The organism is Dietzia sp. DQ12-76 (assembly GCF_014145045.1).
Lineage (GTDB): Bacteria > Actinomycetota > Actinomycetes > Mycobacteriales > Mycobacteriaceae > Dietzia.
In genome coordinates this window covers 1-15938 of record NZ_JAALDV010000072.1, presented here as the reverse complement: position 1 = coordinate 15938, position 15938 = coordinate 1, and the positions used below count along the sequence as shown (strand labels likewise).

At 69.6% G+C, this 15938-nt stretch carries 13 protein-coding genes and 1 pseudogene; 10 read left to right on the top strand and 4 right to left on the bottom strand.

From position 1 onward, the window contains the following. Nucleotides 1-393, bottom strand: a pseudogene (locus G6019_RS03605) (amino acid-binding protein); the annotation flags it as partial. A gap of 78 nt (nt 394-471) precedes the next feature. Between G6019_RS03605 and gatC the strand changes: the two are divergent. The 5 genes from gatC to gatB are packed head-to-tail and all read left to right on the top strand — an operon-like array spanning nt 472 to nt 6177. Then, nucleotides 472-771, top strand: coding sequence for an Asp-tRNA(Asn)/Glu-tRNA(Gln) amidotransferase subunit GatC (gatC, locus tag G6019_RS03600; RefSeq protein WP_107756700.1), 300 nt, complete (start codon nt 472-474; stop codon nt 769-771). Beyond that, entirely contained in the window at nt 768-2222 is a 1455-nt protein-coding gene (gene gatA, locus G6019_RS03595) for an Asp-tRNA(Asn)/Glu-tRNA(Gln) amidotransferase subunit GatA (RefSeq protein WP_182611891.1), read from the top strand. Before gatC ends, gatA begins: the two co-directional genes overlap by 4 nt. Further along, on the top strand, nt 2219-3622 hold the full coding sequence (locus tag G6019_RS03590) for a DHA2 family efflux MFS transporter permease subunit (protein ID WP_107756698.1): 1404 nt from the start codon (nt 2219-2221) through the stop codon (nt 3620-3622). The genes gatA and G6019_RS03590 overlap by 4 nt, the downstream gene beginning before the upstream one ends. A 28-nt stretch (nt 3623-3650) precedes the next feature. Beyond that, nucleotides 3651-4685, top strand: coding sequence for an ATP-dependent 6-phosphofructokinase (locus tag G6019_RS03585; protein WP_107756697.1), 1035 nt, complete (start codon nt 3651-3653; stop codon nt 4683-4685). A gap of 10 nt (nt 4686-4695) precedes the next feature. Beyond that, the gene (gatB, locus tag G6019_RS03580; RefSeq protein WP_107758116.1) at nt 4696-6177 is read left to right on the top strand and encodes an Asp-tRNA(Asn)/Glu-tRNA(Gln) amidotransferase subunit GatB; all 1482 of its coding nucleotides are present in this window, start codon (nt 4696-4698) and stop codon (nt 6175-6177) included. Between the two features lie 21 nt (nt 6178-6198). On the opposite strand, the gene G6019_RS03575 is transcribed toward gatB, so the two are convergent. Next, nucleotides 6199-7227 carry an oxidoreductase gene (locus G6019_RS03575; protein WP_182611892.1) on the bottom strand — a complete coding sequence of 343 codons (1029 nt, stop codon included), beginning with the start codon at nt 7225-7227 and terminating at the stop codon, nt 6199-6201. 66 nt (nt 7228-7293) lie between these two features. Here G6019_RS03575 and G6019_RS03570 point away from each other — a divergent pair, with 66 nt between their 5' ends. Further along, nucleotides 7294-8103, top strand: coding sequence for a DoxX family protein (locus G6019_RS03570; protein WP_309230145.1), 810 nt, complete (start codon nt 7294-7296; stop codon nt 8101-8103). A gap of 30 nt (nt 8104-8133) precedes the next feature. On the opposite strand, the gene ilvD is transcribed toward G6019_RS03570, so the two are convergent. After that, complete coding sequence (gene ilvD / locus G6019_RS03565; protein ID WP_182611893.1) at nt 8134-9972, bottom strand: dihydroxy-acid dehydratase; 1839 nt, start codon at nt 9970-9972, stop codon at nt 8134-8136. Between the two features lie 218 nt (nt 9973-10190). Here ilvD and G6019_RS03560 point away from each other — a divergent pair, with 218 nt between their 5' ends. Continuing rightward, entirely contained in the window at nt 10191-11648 is a 1458-nt protein-coding gene (locus tag G6019_RS03560; protein ID WP_241725860.1) for a YhgE/Pip domain-containing protein, read from the top strand. On the opposite strand, the gene G6019_RS03555 is transcribed toward G6019_RS03560, so the two are convergent. Beyond that, complete coding sequence (locus tag G6019_RS03555) at nt 11538-11975, bottom strand: PH domain-containing protein (RefSeq protein ID WP_182611895.1); 438 nt, start codon at nt 11973-11975, stop codon at nt 11538-11540. The two genes, G6019_RS03560 and G6019_RS03555, sit on opposite strands and share 111 nt — an antisense overlap. Nucleotides 11976-12254: 279 nt before the next feature. Here G6019_RS03555 and G6019_RS03550 point away from each other — a divergent pair, with 279 nt between their 5' ends. Genes G6019_RS03550 through ilvC form a run of 3 tightly spaced genes read left to right on the top strand, consistent with a single transcriptional unit; the run spans nt 12255 to nt 15721 of the window. Further along, entirely contained in the window at nt 12255-14150 is a 1896-nt protein-coding gene (locus G6019_RS03550) for an acetolactate synthase large subunit (RefSeq protein WP_182611896.1), read from the top strand. Beyond that, nucleotides 14147-14653, top strand: a complete 507-nt coding sequence (gene ilvN / locus G6019_RS03545; protein WP_017837033.1) for an acetolactate synthase small subunit — start codon at nt 14147-14149, stop codon at nt 14651-14653. Before G6019_RS03550 ends, ilvN begins: the two co-directional genes overlap by 4 nt. A 54-nt stretch (nt 14654-14707) precedes the next feature. Further along, a complete protein-coding gene (ilvC, locus tag G6019_RS03540; protein WP_107756690.1) occupies nt 14708-15721 on the top strand; it encodes a ketol-acid reductoisomerase in 1014 nt (337 codons plus the stop codon). The last annotated feature ends 217 nt before the right edge of the window (nt 15722-15938 follow it).

Sequence of the window (15938 nt, the reverse complement as noted above, 5' to 3'; positions counted from 1 at the left end):
GATCAGTCGGCACCCGTCGGCCGTCTCCTCCACCACGAGCGCCCACCCGAGGCGCAGCGCGGCAGGCAACTCGTCCGCGAGCATCTGGTCCGCACCGGCACCCGCGCCCGCCACCGCGTCGATGAGCTCGAGCTCGCGGTGCGCGTCGAGGATCCCGCCGAACGGCCGCAGCGAGTCCACCATGACGCCGTCGAGCTGCTCGGCGGCGGTGATCAGGGTGTCGGGGAAGGTGCCGTTGGGGACGTTCACCACGATGTCGTCCACGGCCACACCGTCGAACCTGTCCACCACGTCGAGGCTGATGATGTCCGCGCCGGCGGTTCCCAGTGCGACCGCGAGGGAGCCGAGGCTCCCCGGACGATCGGGTAGCAGGACGCGGAGCAGATAAGACATGGCGCCCATTGTGCCGCACTCCGAGGGCCTGACTAGGCTGGGCCGGTACCGACACGCCACGCCGAAGGGACTACACACGTGACCTCGATCTCACGCGGGGACGTCGCGCATCTGGCCAGGCTCTCCCGCCTGGAACTGAGCGACGCCGAGCTGGAGTCGTTCGCGCGACAGCTCACCGACATCCTCGACCACGTGCAGGCGGTCTCCGAGGTTGCGGCGGACGACGTCCCGGCGATGAGCCACCCCACCGCGATCTCCAACGTGTACCGCGCCGACGTGGTCACGCCGGGGCTGACCCCGGACCAGGCGCTCGACCAGGCGCCGGCCGCGGACCAGCAGCGCTTCGAGGTCCCGCAGATCCTGGGGGAGGAGGCATGACGTCGCTCACCACCGCCACCGCCGCGGAACTGGCCCGCCGGATCGCGGCGGGGGAGATCTCCTCCGAGGAGGTCACCCGGGCACACCTCGAGCGGATCTCGGAGGTCGACGGGGAGATCAACGCCTTCCTCCACGTCGGAGCAGACGAGGCCCTCGACGCCGCGCGCGCCGTGGACGCCCGACGCGCGGCGGGCGAGGAACTCGGACCGCTGGCCGGGGTCCCGGTGGCCCTCAAGGACGTGTTCACCACCACCGACGCGCCCACCACGTGTGGCTCACGGATGCTCGAGGGATACCGCTCGCCGTACGACGCCACGGTCACCGCCAGGCTGCGGAGCGCGGGGCTCCCGATCCTCGGCAAGACCAACATGGACGAGTTCGCCATGGGGTCCTCGACCGAGAACTCGGCATACGGCCCGACGCGCAACCCGTGGGACACCAGCCGGACCCCTGGTGGCTCCGGTGGTGGCTCCGCCGCGGCCCTGGCGTCACACCAGGCACCGATCGCCATCGGCACCGACACCGGGGGCTCCATCCGTCAGCCCGCCGCGCTCACCGCCACGGTGGGGGTCAAGCCCACGTACGGCACCGTGTCCAGGTACGGCCTCGTGGCCTGCGCGTCGTCGCTCGACCAGGGCGGGCCATGCGGCCGCACCGTCGAGGACACGGCGCTTCTGCACCAGGTCATCGCCGGTCACGACCCGCGAGATTCGACCAGCGTCGACGTGGCGATCCCCGACATGGTCCGCGCGGCCCGAGAGGGTGCGCGGGGAGACCTGTCGGGTGTGCGCGTGGGCGTCGTCTCCGAGTTCGCCGGGGAGGGGTACCAGCCGGGGATCGAGGCGTCGTTCCGCGACTCGGTCGACACCCTGCGGGGCCTGGGCGCCGAGGTGGTCGAGGTCTCGTGCCCGAACTTCCGGTACGCGCTCCCGGCCTACTACCTGATCCTGCCCTCCGAGGTGTCGAGCAACCTCGCCCGGTTCGACGCCATGCGGTACGGCCTGCGGGTCGGCGAGGGATCGGCGGACCAGGTCATGGCGGCGAGCCGGGAAGCCGGGTTCGGCCCGGAGGTCAAACGCCGCATCATGCTCGGCACCTACGCCCTCTCCGCCGGGTACTACGACGCCTTCTACGGCCAGGCGCAGAAGGTCCGCACGCTCATCGCCCGGGATTTCGACGCCGCCTACGAGAAGGTGGACGTCCTGATCTCGCCCACCACGCCCACCACCGCGTTCCCGCTGGGGGCCAAGGTCGAGGACCCGGTGGCCATGTACCAGTTCGACCTCTGCACCCTTCCGCTCAACCTCGCCGGGCACTGCGGGATGTCCGTCCCGTCCGGGCTCGTCGACGGGCTCCCGGCGGGTCTCCAGATCATGGCCCCCGCACTGGCCGACGACCGGTTGTACCGGGTGGGCGCCGCCTTCGAGGCGGCGAGAGGCCCGATCGCGTGACCACAGTCCCCGAGAGGGACGCATGGAAGGCTCTGACGGCGCTCGTCATCGGGTTCTTCATGATCCTGGTGGACCAGACGATCGTCGCGGTCGCCACCGATGCCTTCGTCTCGCAGCTCGGCGCGTCGACCAACCAGGTCATCTGGGTGACGAGCGCCTACCTGCTGGCCTACGTCGTGCCACTGTTGTTCACGGGACGACTGGGCGACCAGATCGGCCCGCGCACGGTGTCAATCGCGGGACTCGTGCTGTTCACGAGTGCCTCCCTGTGGTGTGGACTGGCGGGCAGCATCGAGACACTCATCGTGGCGAGGGTCTTCCAGGGCCTCGGCGCCGCGCTACTCACCCCCCAATCGCTCAGCGTGATCACCAGGATCTTCGCCCCGGCGCGCCGCGGGGCGGCGATGGGCGCCTGGGGGGCGGTCGCGGGTATCGCCTCGGTCGTCGGTCCCGTGTTGGGTGGGGTCCTCATCGACGCGTTCGACTGGCGGGCCATCTTCTTCATCAACATCCCCTTCGGGGTCCTCGCGGTGATCCTGGTGTGGCGGTGGGTCCCGAGGCTCGAGACCCGCTCGCACTCCTACGACGTCCCGGGTATCGCCCTGTCAGCCGTGGGTATGTTCCTGCTGGTCTTCGGGATCCAGCAGGGCGAGTCCCACGGATGGGCGGGGACCACCCTCGTGTTGATCCTGGCCGGCGCGGCGGGCCTGGCGGCGTTCCTCTGGTGGCAGTCACGGGTGCGTACCGAGCCGCTGGTCCCTCTACGTCTGTTCCGGGACCGGAACTTCTCGATCGGGACCTTCGGGGTCTCCACGATCGGCTTCGTCACCGCGGGGACCATGGTCCCCCTGATGTTTTACCTCCAGGGGGTCAAAGACCTCAGTGCCACGCGCGCGGGCCTGATGCTGTTACCCATGGCACTGATCGCCGGCGTCCTCGCACCGGTCGTCGGACGCTGGGCGGACAGGATCGACGCGCGGCTGTTCACGGGGATCGGGTACTTCTCCTACGCGATCTCCTTGTTCTGGTTGGCGCTGGTCATGGACTCGCAGAGCTCCATCCCAGTGTTGCTCGGACCCATCGCGTTGATGGGGGTGGCCAACGGGTGTGTCTGGGCGCCCACGTCATCGACCGCGATGCGGCGACTCGAGCTCGCCTCCGCGGGGGCGGGCTCGGGGGTGTACAACACCACCCGCCAGGTGGGCGCCGTCCTGGGATCCGCGGCGATCGGCGCGTTGATGCAAGCACGGCTGGTCGTCCACGGCGACGTTGGGCAGGCGGTCGCGGACGCCATGTTCCTCCCCGCCGTGGTGGTCCTGCTCGGTGGCCTCGCCACGATGGCGTTTCGTACCGGTGAACAGTCACCGGGCGCTCGCGCGGTGAGCAGGCCCCGGCCCTAGACTGCTGGAGAACCGAGAGGAGTCCGTCGTGCGTATAGGCGTGCTGACCGCAGGTGGGGACTGTCCCGGGCTCAACGCGGTCATCCGGGCGTTGGTGCGGACCGCCAACTCCGAGTACGACTCGCCGGTCCTGGGGTTCCAGGACGGGTGGGCGGGGTTGGTCCACGACCGCGCGGTGCCACTGTTCGACGACGAGGGGATCGACCGCATCCTGCTCCGCGGGGGCACCATCCTCGGAACGGGACGGCTCAACCCGGACATCCTCACCGCGAGCCTGCCGCAGATCCGCCGGACCCTCGCGCGTCATTCCCTCGACGCACTGGTGGCGATCGGTGGCGACGGCACGCTGAGGGCCGCCAGATGGCTCACGGAGAACGGCATCCCGGTCGTCGGGGTGCCGAAGACCATCGACAACGATGTCGCCGGGACCGACTACACGTTCGGCTTCGACACCGCGGTGTCGATCGCGTCCGACGCGATCGACCGGCTGCACACCACGGCGGAGTCCCACGAGCGGGTGATGCTGGTGGAGGTGATGGGGCGGCATGCCGGGTGGATCGCCCTGCACTCCGGGCTCGCGTCCGGGGCGCACATGATCGTCATCCCGGAGGTGCCGTTCGACATCGACTACGTGTGCAAGGTGATGAAGCGTCGGTTCCAGATGGGGGAGGCGTACGGGATCTGCGTGGTCGCGGAGGGAGCCACTCCCGCCGAGGGCTCGGGGATGACCTTGCGGAGTGGCGGCACCGACCAGTTCGGGCACCGGGTGTTCACCGGTGTCGCCGACCAGATGGCGTCGGCGATCGCCGAGCGGATGAACCGCGACGTCCGCACCACCGTCCTGGGGCACATCCAGCGCGGGGGGACCCCGACCGCGTACGACCGCGTCCTGGCGACCCGATATGGCGTCCACGCGGCACACGCCGCCCACCGTGGGGACTTCGGACAGGTGGTGGCGCTGCGAGGGGAGTCCATCGAGATGGTGCCGGTCGCCGAGGCCGTCGCCGTGCTCAAGACCGTGCCCGAGGACCGCTACCGCGAGGCCGCCTGCCTCTTCGGCTAGATTGTTCCGCATGGAGTTCACCGAGGTCGTGTCACGTTTCGATCCCGTCATGGGTATGGAGGTGCACGTCGAGTTGCACACCGCCACCAAGATGTTCTGCGGGTGCCCGACGGCGTTCGGAGCGGACCCCAACACGCAGGTGTGCCCGGTGTGCATCGGATTGCCGGGGGCGCTGCCGGTGGTCAATGGCCAGGCCGTGGAATGGGCCATCAAGATCGGCTTGGCCCTGGGGTGTTCGATCGCGCCGTACAGCCGGTTCGCACGCAAGAACTACTTCTACCCGGACCAGCCGAAGAACTACCAGATCTCGCAGTACGACGAACCGATCGCCCACGACGGGTTCCTCGACGTCCAGCTCGACGACGGCACCACCTGGCGCGTCGAGATAGAGCGGGCGCACATGGAGGAGGACACCGGCAAGTCCACCCATGTCGGCTCGGCCACCGGCCGGATCCACGGCGCCACCCATTCGCTGCTCGACTTCAACCGCGCCGGCGTTCCGCTGATCGAGATCGTCTCCAAACCGATCGTCGGGGCGGGGGAGCGTGCACCGGAGATCGCCCGCGCCTACGTCTCCGCGTTGCGTGACCTGCTCCGCAGTCTCGACGTCTCCGATGTCCGCATGGACCAGGGATCGATGCGGTGTGACGCCAACGTCTCGCTGATGCCCAAGGGGGCCACCGAGTTCGGGACCCGCACGGAGACGAAGAACGTCAACTCCCTGCGGAGCGTCGAAATCGCCGTCCGGCACGAGATGTGCCGACAGGCGGACGTCCTGACCTCCGGCGGTCAGGTGGTGCTCGAGACGCGGCACTTCCACGAATCCGATGGCACCACCACGGCGGGCAGGCCCAAAGAGTCCGCCGAGGACTACCGGTACTTCCCCGAGCCCGACCTCGCCCCTGTCGAACCGCTCGACGAGCTCGTCGAGAAGATCCGAGCCGGGTTGCCCGAGCTGCCGTGGCTGCGCCGCGCGCGGGTGCAGGCGGAGTGGGGCGTCTCGGATGAGGAGATGCGCGACCTGGTCAACGCCGGGGCCCTGGACCTGATCCTCGCCACCGTCGACGCCGGCGCGGCGCCCACAGAGGCCCGCTCGTGGTGGGTGTCCTACCTGTCCCAGCAGGCCAACAAGCGTGGCGTGGGCCTGCAGGGGTTGGAGATCACCCCGGCCCAGGTCGCACGCGTCATCGAGCTGGTGGCGGAGGGCAGGCTCACCAACAAGCTCGCCCGTCAGGTCGTGGACGCGGTCCTGGACGGCGAGGGCGAGCCCGACCGCGTCGTGGCGGACAGGGGCCTCGAGGTGGTCCGTGACGACTCCGCCCTGCAGAAGGCCGTCGACGACGCCCTCGCCGCGCAGCCGGATATCGCGGACAAGATCCGCTCCGGGAAGGTCCAGGCGGCCGGGGCGATCGTGGGTGCGGTCATGAAGGCCACCCGTGGTCAGGCGGATCCGGCGAGGGTCAAGGAACTGGTCATCGCCGCCTGCGGCTAGGTGTACCGCCAGGCCCCGGTCTCAGGTGCGGGCGTCGCCGCCGCCGCCAGCGGCCTGAGGCAGGATGACGGCGCGGTCATCGGTGGGGACCGGCGAGCCACCGCTCTTGTTGGTGGTCCCGCCCAGCAGCACCCCGTCACCGACCGCCGCCAGCCCGGTGATACGGCCGTAGCGGCCCTCGGCCAGCGGCTCGGGTTGGCCGCGCGCCGCCCCACCGGTCAGGGCGAGGGTGTCGGCGCGTTCGCCGTCCGGCAACGCCAGGGCGAGTGAGTCCTGAGCCGCGGCGCACCCTCCGGCCGAACGCTGGTCGGGCCAGGTCCAGATGACGCGATCGGCGCTCCGTATCACCGCACCGCGGTCGGTGACGGCGGCGAGGTAGAGCTCGGACCCATGGGTGCACAGTCCGGTGATCCGACCCACGTCACGGGCGACGACCTCAGGGTTCTGCGCGGTACCGATGCCCCTGAACCCGGGGAATCTCACGACGTCGGAGCCCACGCCCACCGTCAGGACCGCGTCGACGAACGCGAGGCCCCCGGTCTCGGCGGGGGCGAGTTCGGCGACCGTCCTGGGCGCATCCCCGCGCGCGAGTCGTTCGACCCTGGAGGGGCCGTCGCCGACGACGAGGAGATACAGCAGCCTGTCCTGGGTGAAGTCCGGGGAGGGCGCCACGGCCGCCACGCGACCGCCACGCGGGTCGACCCGGCCGAAGTCCTCGGGAGGACCGTCCACCGAGACGATCTTGACGGCCCCCGTCGACTCCGCCACCAGCGCCCGCTCTCCGAGGCCGGCGACCGCGACGGCCGGCTCGAGGCATGTCGCGATGACGGCAGGATCCGGGTCCACACACGGACCGGTCGCCGGCGGTGTGTCCTGCTCGTCCGGGCGCGGAGACGAGGTCGGCGGGGGGATCCCCGGCGGGGTGGACGGTGGGCCCGCATCCATCCCCGGGCCCGGTGCGGGGGTGAAGGGGGCCTCGAGACGATCGTCGAACCTCGCGCACCCGGCCGTCACCATGACCAGGACCACCAGCAGCGAGAGCGATCTCATGACGACAAGACTACGGTGCGCCGTGTCCTGGGTGCGGGTGCCCGGGAAGCGGCCTATGGTCGCAGGGTGACTTCCTCAACGCCCGGAGACGACGCCCGAACCGAGATGATCCACGACGTCGACTACCCGCTCGACGTCCCCGAGGCCACGAGGACCGGTCCCAGCCCGGGATCCGCGGACTCGGCGACCACGGCATTCCCGGCGGCGACCCGGACGGATTACTCCCACTACCCGGACTCCGGTGCCTACGACACGTCGACGCCGCTGCCGTTCGGTGACCAGCCCACCACCATCGCCCCCGAGACCCGGGACGAGATCCCGCGGCGCGGCACGGCGGACTTCGGGTTGTTCCTCCTGCGTCTCGCGGTGGGCGTCCTGCTGGCGATGCGGGGTCTGCAGAAGCTCTTCGGTCTGTTCGGGGGCCCGGGTCTCGACGGGTTCACGCAGACCCTCACCGAGTCGGGCTTCGAACAGGCCCGGCTCCTCGCGATCACCGGCGGCGTCGTCGAGCTGGTCGCGGGGACTCTGCTCGTCGTGGGCCTGGCCACTCCGGTCGCGGCGGCGGGGTTGCTCGGCATCGTCGGTCTGGGCCTCGCCGTCCGGCTCACCGGCGGCGACCCCATTCCTCTACTCGGTGAGACGAGCCGTGGGCTGGAGACGTCGGTGCTGTACATCGCGGCGCTGCTCGCCCTGCTGTTCGCGGGTCCCGGACGGTGGTCTGTCGACCGTAAGTGGCGATGGTCGCACCGCCCCCGGTTCAGCGGCGCGATCTGGCTGCTGCTGGCCGCCATCGCGGCGGGAGTGATCTGGTACCTGCTCAACGGCACCAATCCGCTGACGTCCACCACCGACAGCCCCGCGGTCACCGCCGGCTGAGGGCCGGGACCGCGGGGGCCCGAACGAGGATCAGTCGGGCAGGATCCGGACCGCACCCTTGTCCGCGGACGACGCCATGGAGGCGTAGGCCCGCAGCGCGGAGGAGACCTTACGGTCGCGGGAGCCCGGGCGCCAGGGGGTGGGCCCCTTGGCCGCCCGGCGGCGGTTCAACTCGTCGTCGTCGACGTCCACCGAGATGGATCGGGTGGCCACGTCGATCGTCACCACGTCCCCGTCCCGGATCAACCCGATCGGGCCACCGGCCGCGGCCTCGGGCGCGATGTGCCCGATGGACAGGCCCGACGAGCCCCCGGAGAACCGTCCGTCGGTGATGAGTGCGCATTTGGTCCCCAGGCCGGCGCCCTTGATGAACGCGGTGGGGTGGAGCATCTCCTGCATCCCCGGCCCGCCGGCGGGACCCTCGTACAGCACCACCAGCACCTCACCGGGCCGCAGGGTCTTGTTGAGGATCACCGAGACCGCCTGCTCCTGGGACTCCACGACCCGGGCGGGGCCGCTGAAGTGGAAGTTCTCCTCGGAGACGCCGGCCGTCTTGAAGACCGATCCGTCCGGGGCGATGTTCCCGCGCAGCACGGCCAGCCCGCCCTCTGCGGTGGCCGGGTGCTCGACGGAATGGATGCACCCGCGCACGGCGTCCGTGTCGAGTGACTCCCAGCGGTTGTCCGTGGAGAACGGTTCGATCGTCCGGACCCCGCCCGGGGCGGCGTGGAACAACTCGACGGCCTTCTCGGTGGCCGAGCCACCACGGATGTCCCAGTCCGCGATGTACTGCTCGAGCGAGGGGGAGTGGACGGAATGGACGTCGGTCTCCAGCAGCCCACCGCGGAACAACTCGCCGAGGATCGCCGGGATGCCGCCGGCCCGGTGGACGTGTTCCATGTAGTAGTCGGAGTTGGGTGCGACCTTGGCCAGGCAGGGGATCCGGCGGGAGATCCGCTCGATGTCGGACAGGTCGAAGTCCACCTCGCCCTCCTGCGCGGCGGCCAGGATGTGCAGCACGGTGTTGGTGGAGCCGCCCATCGCGACGTCCAGCGCCATGGCGTTGGTGAAGGCCTCCCTGGTGGCCACCGCGCGGGGGAGGACGGACTCGTCGTCGTCGCGGTAGTACCGCGTGCACAGCTCCACGATGAGCCGGCCCGCCTCGGCGAAGAGCTCCCGCCGTGCGCTGTGGGTGGCGAGGGTCGAGCCGTTGCCCGGGAGGGACAGCCCCAGGGCTTCGGTGAGGCAGTTCATCGAATTGGCGGTGAACATGCCCGAGCAGGATCCGCACGTGGGGCACGCCGAGCGTTCGATCGTGTCGAGGTCCTCCTGCCCGACCGCCGTGTTGGCCGAGGCGGAGATCGCGGTGATGAGGTCGGAGCCGGCCTTGACCACGCCGTCGACGACCACCGAGAACCCGGACTCCATGGGTCCACCGGAGACGAACACCGTGGGGATGTTCAGTCGCATCGCCGCGTTGAGCATGCCCGGGGTGATCTTGTCGCAGTTGGAGATACACACCAGTGCATCGGCCGTGTGGGCGTTCACCATGTACTCGACGGAGTCGGCGATGATCTCGCGGCTCGGCAGCGAGTACAACATGCCCGCGTGGCCCATGGCGATGCCGTCGTCCACGGCGATGGTGTGGAACTCCCGCGCGACGCCGCCCGCCGCGGTGATCTGCTCGGCGACGATCTCGCCGACGTTCTTCAGGTGCACATGCCCCGGGACGAACTGGGTGTACGAGTTGGCCACCGCGATGATCGGCTTGCCGAAGTCGGCGTCGGTCATGCCGGTGGCGCGCCACAGGGCGCGCGCCCCCGCCGCGTTGCGTCCGGCTGTGCTGGTACGTGACCTCAGGGCGGGCATGGGACCTCGATCGGTTCTCAGGACTACGGGACGTGCGCCCCGTCTGAGCAGCACCGCGACAGGACCGGGGAACCGCCAGGGGGTCGGTCCTGCGACCGGGCCCGTGACGTGCGGCGGAGCGCTCGAGGGGACGGGTACACAGTACCCCCGGAGGCAGGAGTAGCTTCGTTCCGGTCGGGCGAGAGACCGACCGGCGTTCCACACGAATGAGGTTCACCATGACCGACTCGACCGACGTGACCGACTCGGGCCACACCGGAGGCGTCCGCGAGTTCGTCTCGCACTCCGCGGGCGCCGTCGTCCTGGTCTGCGGATTGTTCTTCCTCCTGTCGTTCATGTACCTCGGAGGCACCGCGGACCCCCAGGCCCATGCCCGCCACATCCCCGTGGCGGTGGTGGACTCCGACGCCGGCGCGTCGTTGGACACCCCGGTCGGGGTGCGGGAGCTCGACGTGGGATCACAGATCACCGCCGGCCTGCTGCAGAACAACGACTGGGAGAGGATCCGGCTGCACGTCGTGGATCCCGATACGGCGGAGGAAGGTCTGCGCAACGGGACGTACTTCGGCGCGGTGACGATCCCCGCGGATCTGAGTGAGCGGGTGGTCGGCCTGGTCGAGGCGGCCGCCACCGAGGCGGGGGACGCCGCCGAGCCCCCCGCGCCCGCGCACATCACCCTCGAGTACTCCCCCCGGGTCTCGATCGTGTCGAGTCAGGTCATGAACACCATGGCGGACGCGATGCAGGAGTCGTTGCGCGATCGGATGGGATCCAGGATCCTCCAGGACTCGCAGCTGCTCGCCGAGGCGGAGGGCAGGACGATCGGGGCCGCGGCGACTCTCGCGCTCCAGGATCCGGTGGGGATCGACGTGGTGGCGTGGAACCCGCTGCCGGAGGGGGTGTCGAACGCCTCGCTGCCGATGTTCTACGCGCTGATCGTCGTGCTCGCGGGGTTCACCGGGGCGATGATCATCTCCGCCGTGCTCGACGCCCGTCTGGGGTTCATCCCGCTGGAGATCGGACCGCTGGCGCTGCACGTCCACGTGGCCCCGTTCGGTCGGCTCCAGACCCTCGCCCGCAAATGGGTGGTGACGCTGGTGACGGCCCCGCTCGTGTCCGGGCTGACCCTTCTCGTCGCACACATCATCGGGGTCACGGGGTACGACCCGTGGCACCTGTTCTGGTTCTCGAACCTGGTCATCGTCGCGGTCGGGATCTGTGCCCACACCATCATCGCGGCGATCGGCAACGCCGGCCTGCTGGTCAACCTCGTGGTCTTCGTGGTGCTGGGCATCCCCACGTCGGGAGGCGCCACCCCGACCCAGATGCTTCCGCAGGTGTTCGTGGCGATCGGGAACCTCCAACCGATGCACCAGGCCTACCTGGGGATCCGCTCCGTCATGTTCTTCGACTCGAGCTGGGACGCGGGTCTGGGACACGCGGTCTGGGTGCTCGGTGGCTGGGGCGTGGCGGGACTTCTCGCAGGGGTGGTGATCACCCTGCTGTACGAACGGATGGGGATGCGGCGTCAGGCCGTGGCGGAGCGGGTGCCGGCGGGCCGTCGCTCAGCCGACGTCGTCGGTCCGCGAGGCGGAGTAGGGGTCGCGGATGCGCCCCCGACTGGCGACCGAGAGCCGGGGGAGATCGTGGAACGAGACCCCGCCCATCGGGAATGAGTGGTCGGTGGTGGTGACCAGGCGGGCGAAGCCGTTCTTGGGGAACAGCACCCCCTTGACCTCGTCCCACGGCACGAACCTGCGCGCCCGCCAGGACGACAGGTGGACACCGTCCTCGTCGAGTCTGGTGTTGGTCCGCGCGATCCACCACCCGAACGCGATCGGGAGCAGCACGAGCCACCCGAGAGCGACGGGGTAGGTGCTGACGGGCCAGAGGATCGCCAGGCCGACGACGGCGATGACGGCGTAGGACATGGGGTTGACCCGGAACAGTGCGCGGTCGCTCGGCGTGGATTCCGGGTGGGGTGCTCTGAATGGGGCGCTCATGATGCCCTCCACTGTCTCACGGTCCACGATGTGGGATCGGGTATCCACGAGTTGACGACCGTGACGGCCGGGGCCTAACCTGAGCGCGTGAACACCTGGAACGGTCTAGTACTCGGCCGGCGCGTCGGCGCCTGAGCCGCTACCTGGCTTTCCGTCGACGCGCACCCTCGCCGGCCCCCGTGGCCGTCGGGGGTTTTTTGTTGCCGGGTTCCCCTGGTCCCACCGGACCGGGTGCGGCGACGAACGTCAGCTCCACGACCACCATGAAGGACAGTTGAAGTGAGCGCACCAACGGCACAGCCCGGACCCCGTCCGGGTGCAGAGCACAGGGCCCGGTCCGCGGCCCCCGAGCGGATGACGGGCGCCCAGGCGGTGGTCCGGTCCCTCGAGGAGATCGGCACCGAGGTCGTCTTCGGGATCCCCGGCGGCGCGATCCTGCCCGTCTACGATCCCCTCTACGACTCGGTCAAGGTCCGACACGTGCTGGTCCGGCACGAGCAGGGCGCAGGTCATGCGGCCACCGGGTACGCGCAGGCCACCGGCCGGGTCGGCGTCTGCATGGCCACCTCGGGCCCGGGGGCCACCAACCTCGTCACGCCGCTCGCGGACGCGCAGATGGACTCGGTTCCGATCGTCGCCATCACCGGGCAGGTGGGCACCGCGCTCATCGGCACGGACGGCTTCCAGGAGGCCGACATCTCCGGCATCACCATGCCGATCACGAAGCACAACTTCCTCGTCTCGCACGGCGAGGACATCCCGCGGATGATCGCGGAGGCGTTCCACATCGCGCAGACCGGCCGACCGGGCGCGGTGCTGGTGGACATCCCCAAGGACGTCCTGCAGGCCGAGATGACCTTCTCCTGGCCCCCGGAGATGAAGCTGCCCGGGTACCGGCCGGTGACCAAGCCCCACGGCAAACAGATCCGGGAGGCGGCACGGCTCATCGCCAAGGCCGAGCGACCGGTCCTCTACGTCGGCGGGGGCGTGATCAAGGCGGACGCCTCGGCGGAGCTGTTGGCCCTGGCGGAGCTCACGGGAATCCCTCTGGTCACGACGCTGATGGCGAGGGGCGCGTTTCCCGATTCACACCGGCTCCACTATGGCATGCCCGGCATGCACGGCACCGTGGCCGCGGTCGCCGCGCTCCAGAAGTCGGATCTACTCGTCACGCTGGGCGCCCGTTTCGACGACCGGGTGACCGGCCAGCTCGACACCTTCGCGCCCGGGGCGAAGGTCATCCACGCCGATATCGATCCGGCGGAGATCGGCAAGAACCGCGCCGTCGACGTCCCGATCGTCGGCGACATCAAGGAGGTGCTGGTCGAGCTCGTCCAGACGCTGCGCGGGGAACGCGATGCCGGCGCGCTGCACGAGCCCACCGGGTGGGTGGGCGAGTTGGACGAGATCCGGTCCGAGTACCCGCTGGGTTACGGGCCGCAGTCCGACGGTTCGCTCTCCCCGGAGTTCGTGATCGAGCGGCTCAGCGCGGCCGCCGGGCCGGACGCGATCTACTGCGCGGGGGTCGGCCAGCATCAGATGTGGGCCGCGCAGTTCGTGCAGTACGAGAAGCCGCGCACGTGGCTCAACTCGGGCGGCCTCGGGACCATGGGGTACTCGGTGCCCGCCGCGATGGGCGCCAAGTTCGGTCGGCCGGAGGCCGAGGTGTGGGCGATCGACGGTGACGGCTGCTTCCAGATGACCAACCAGGAACTCGCCACCTGTGCGATCGAGGGCGCGCCCATCAAGGTGGCCCTGATCAACAACGGCAACCTCGGCATGGTCCGTCAGTGGCAGACGCTGTTCTACGACCAGCGCTACTCGCAGACGGACCTGTCGACCCAGTCCATGCTCATCCCCGATTTCGTGAAGCTCGGCGAGGCCCTGGGGTGCGTCGCGCTCCGATGTGACCGCGCGGAGGACGTCGATGAGGTGATCGCCCGGGCCCGGGAGATCAACGACCGACCGGTGCTCATCGACTTCATCGTGGGCAAGGACGCCCAGGTGTGGCCGATGGTCGCCGCGGGCACGTCCAATGACGAGATCATGGCGGCGCGGGACATCCGGCCGCTGTTCGACGACACCGATTCCGTGGCCGACGACGCCGCGGATGTCCACGATGTGACCGAGCGGATCGACGCCGCCGTGCTCGCCGCCCAGGAGGAGGACCAGTGACCGCCCGCTCCCACACCCTGAGCGTGCTGGTGGAGGACAAGCCCGGCGTGCTCGCGCGCGTGGCGTCGCTGTTCTCCCGGCGCGGGTTCAACATCGAGTCCCTCGCGGTGGGTCCCACGGAGACCGACGGTCTCTCGCGGATGACGATCGTCGTGGCCGTCGAGGACTTCCCCCTCGAACAGGTGACCAAGCAGCTCAACAAGCTGGTCAACGTGATCAAGATCGTGGAGCAGGACCCGGCCGGTTCGGTTGCCCGGGAACTCACACTGGTCAAGGTCCGCGCCGACACCACCAATCGTGGCCAGATCGTCGAGATCGCCAGTCTCTTCCGCGCCCACGTCGTGGACGTCTCCCCGGAATCGCTCACGCTCGAGGCCACCGGTACCCCCGACAAGCTCGACGCGCTGCTGCGCATGCTCGACGGCTACGGGATCCGCGAGATCGTGCAATCCGGCATGGTCGCGCTGGGACGCGGCCCCAAGTCCATCACCACCACTCGATAGTCTCGACTCCTACACAAGTCTCGGCTTCACGAACCAACACGAAGGGAATCCACCATGGCAGTGGAGATGTTCTACGACGACTCGGCGGATCTGTCGCTGATCCAGGGCCGCAAGGTCGCCGTCATCGGTTACGGCTCACAGGGCCACGCGCACTCGCTGAGCCTGCGCGACTCCGGTGTCGAGGTCGCGATCGGTCTGCGTGAGGGGTCCAAGTCCCGCGCGAAGGCCGAGGAGGCCGGCCTCACGGTGATGACCGCCGCCGAGGCCAGCAAGTGGGCCGACGTCATCATGCTGCTCGCCCCCGACACCTCGCAGGCCCAGATCTTCACCGAGGACATCGAGCCCAACCTCAGCGACGGCGACGCGCTGTTCTTCGGCCACGGCCTCAACATCCACTTCGGCCTGATCACGCCCGCCGAGGGCGTCACCGTCGCGATGGTCGCCCCGAAGGGTCCCGGCCACCTGGTGCGCCGTCAGTTCGTCGACGGCAAGGGCGTCCCGGCGCTCATCGCCGTGGAGCAGGACCCGAAGGGCGAGGGCGAGGCGCTCGCGCTGTCCTACGCCAAGGCGATCGGCGGCACCCGCGCGGGCGTCATCAAGACCACCTTCAAGGACGAGACCGAGACCGATCTGTTCGGTGAGCAGGCCGTGCTCTGCGGCGGTACCGAGGAGCTCGTCAAGACGGGTTTCGAGGTCATGGTCGAGGCGGGGTACGCCCCCGAGCTCGCCTACTTCGAGGTGCTGCACGAGCTCAAGCTCATCGTCGACCTCATGTACGAGGGAGGCATCGCGCGCATGAACTACTCGGTGTCCGACACCGCTGAGTTCGGTGGCTACCTCTCGGGCCCGCGCGTCATCGACGCCGGTACCAAGGAGCGCATGAAGGAGATCCTGGCCGACATCCAGAACGGCACCTTCACCAAGCGTCTCGTGGCCAACGTCGAGGGTGGCAACAAGGAGCTCGAGCAGCTCCGCAAGGAGAACGCGGAGCATCCGATCGAGGTCACCGGCCAGAAGCTGCGTGATCTGATGAGCTGGGTCGACCGGCCGATCACCGAGACCGCCTGAGGCCCATGTAGGGTCCAGCGGGATCGATTCCCGACTGTCAGGAGGACCGCCGTGCGCCACTTCAACCGAGGAGTGGGGGCGGCGGTTCTCTCGTTCTGTCTGGTCGCGGCCACTGCCGCGTGCACCTCCGGGCCCGCCGACGCGTCGCCGGGTATCACCGCCGCGCAGGTCGAGGGTGCGAGGGTCGCCGTGGACGCCGACGAGTCCGGTGTCGAGG

What these genes read in the sequence shown, in the direction of transcription:
- gatA (WP_182611891.1), top strand. Translation starts at nt 768, where the DNA reads ATGACGTCGCTCACCACCGCCACCGCCGCGGAACTGGCCCGCCGGATC.
- gatB (WP_107758116.1), top strand. Translation starts at nt 4,696, where the DNA reads ATGGAGTTCACCGAGGTCGTGTCACGTTTCGATCCCGTCATGGGTATG.
- G6019_RS03575 (WP_182611892.1), bottom strand. Translation starts at nt 7,227, where the DNA reads ATGAGATCGCTCTCGCTGCTGGTGGTCCTGGTCATGGTGACGGCCGGG.
- ilvD (WP_182611893.1), bottom strand. Translation starts at nt 9,972, where the DNA reads ATGCCCGCCCTGAGGTCACGTACCAGCACAGCCGGACGCAACGCGGCG.
- G6019_RS03560 (WP_241725860.1), top strand. Translation starts at nt 10,191, where the DNA reads ATGACCGACTCGACCGACGTGACCGACTCGGGCCACACCGGAGGCGTC.
- G6019_RS03555 (WP_182611895.1), bottom strand. Translation starts at nt 11,975, where the DNA reads ATGAGCGCCCCATTCAGAGCACCCCACCCGGAATCCACGCCGAGCGAC.
- ilvC (WP_107756690.1), top strand. Translation starts at nt 14,708, where the DNA reads ATGGCAGTGGAGATGTTCTACGACGACTCGGCGGATCTGTCGCTGATC.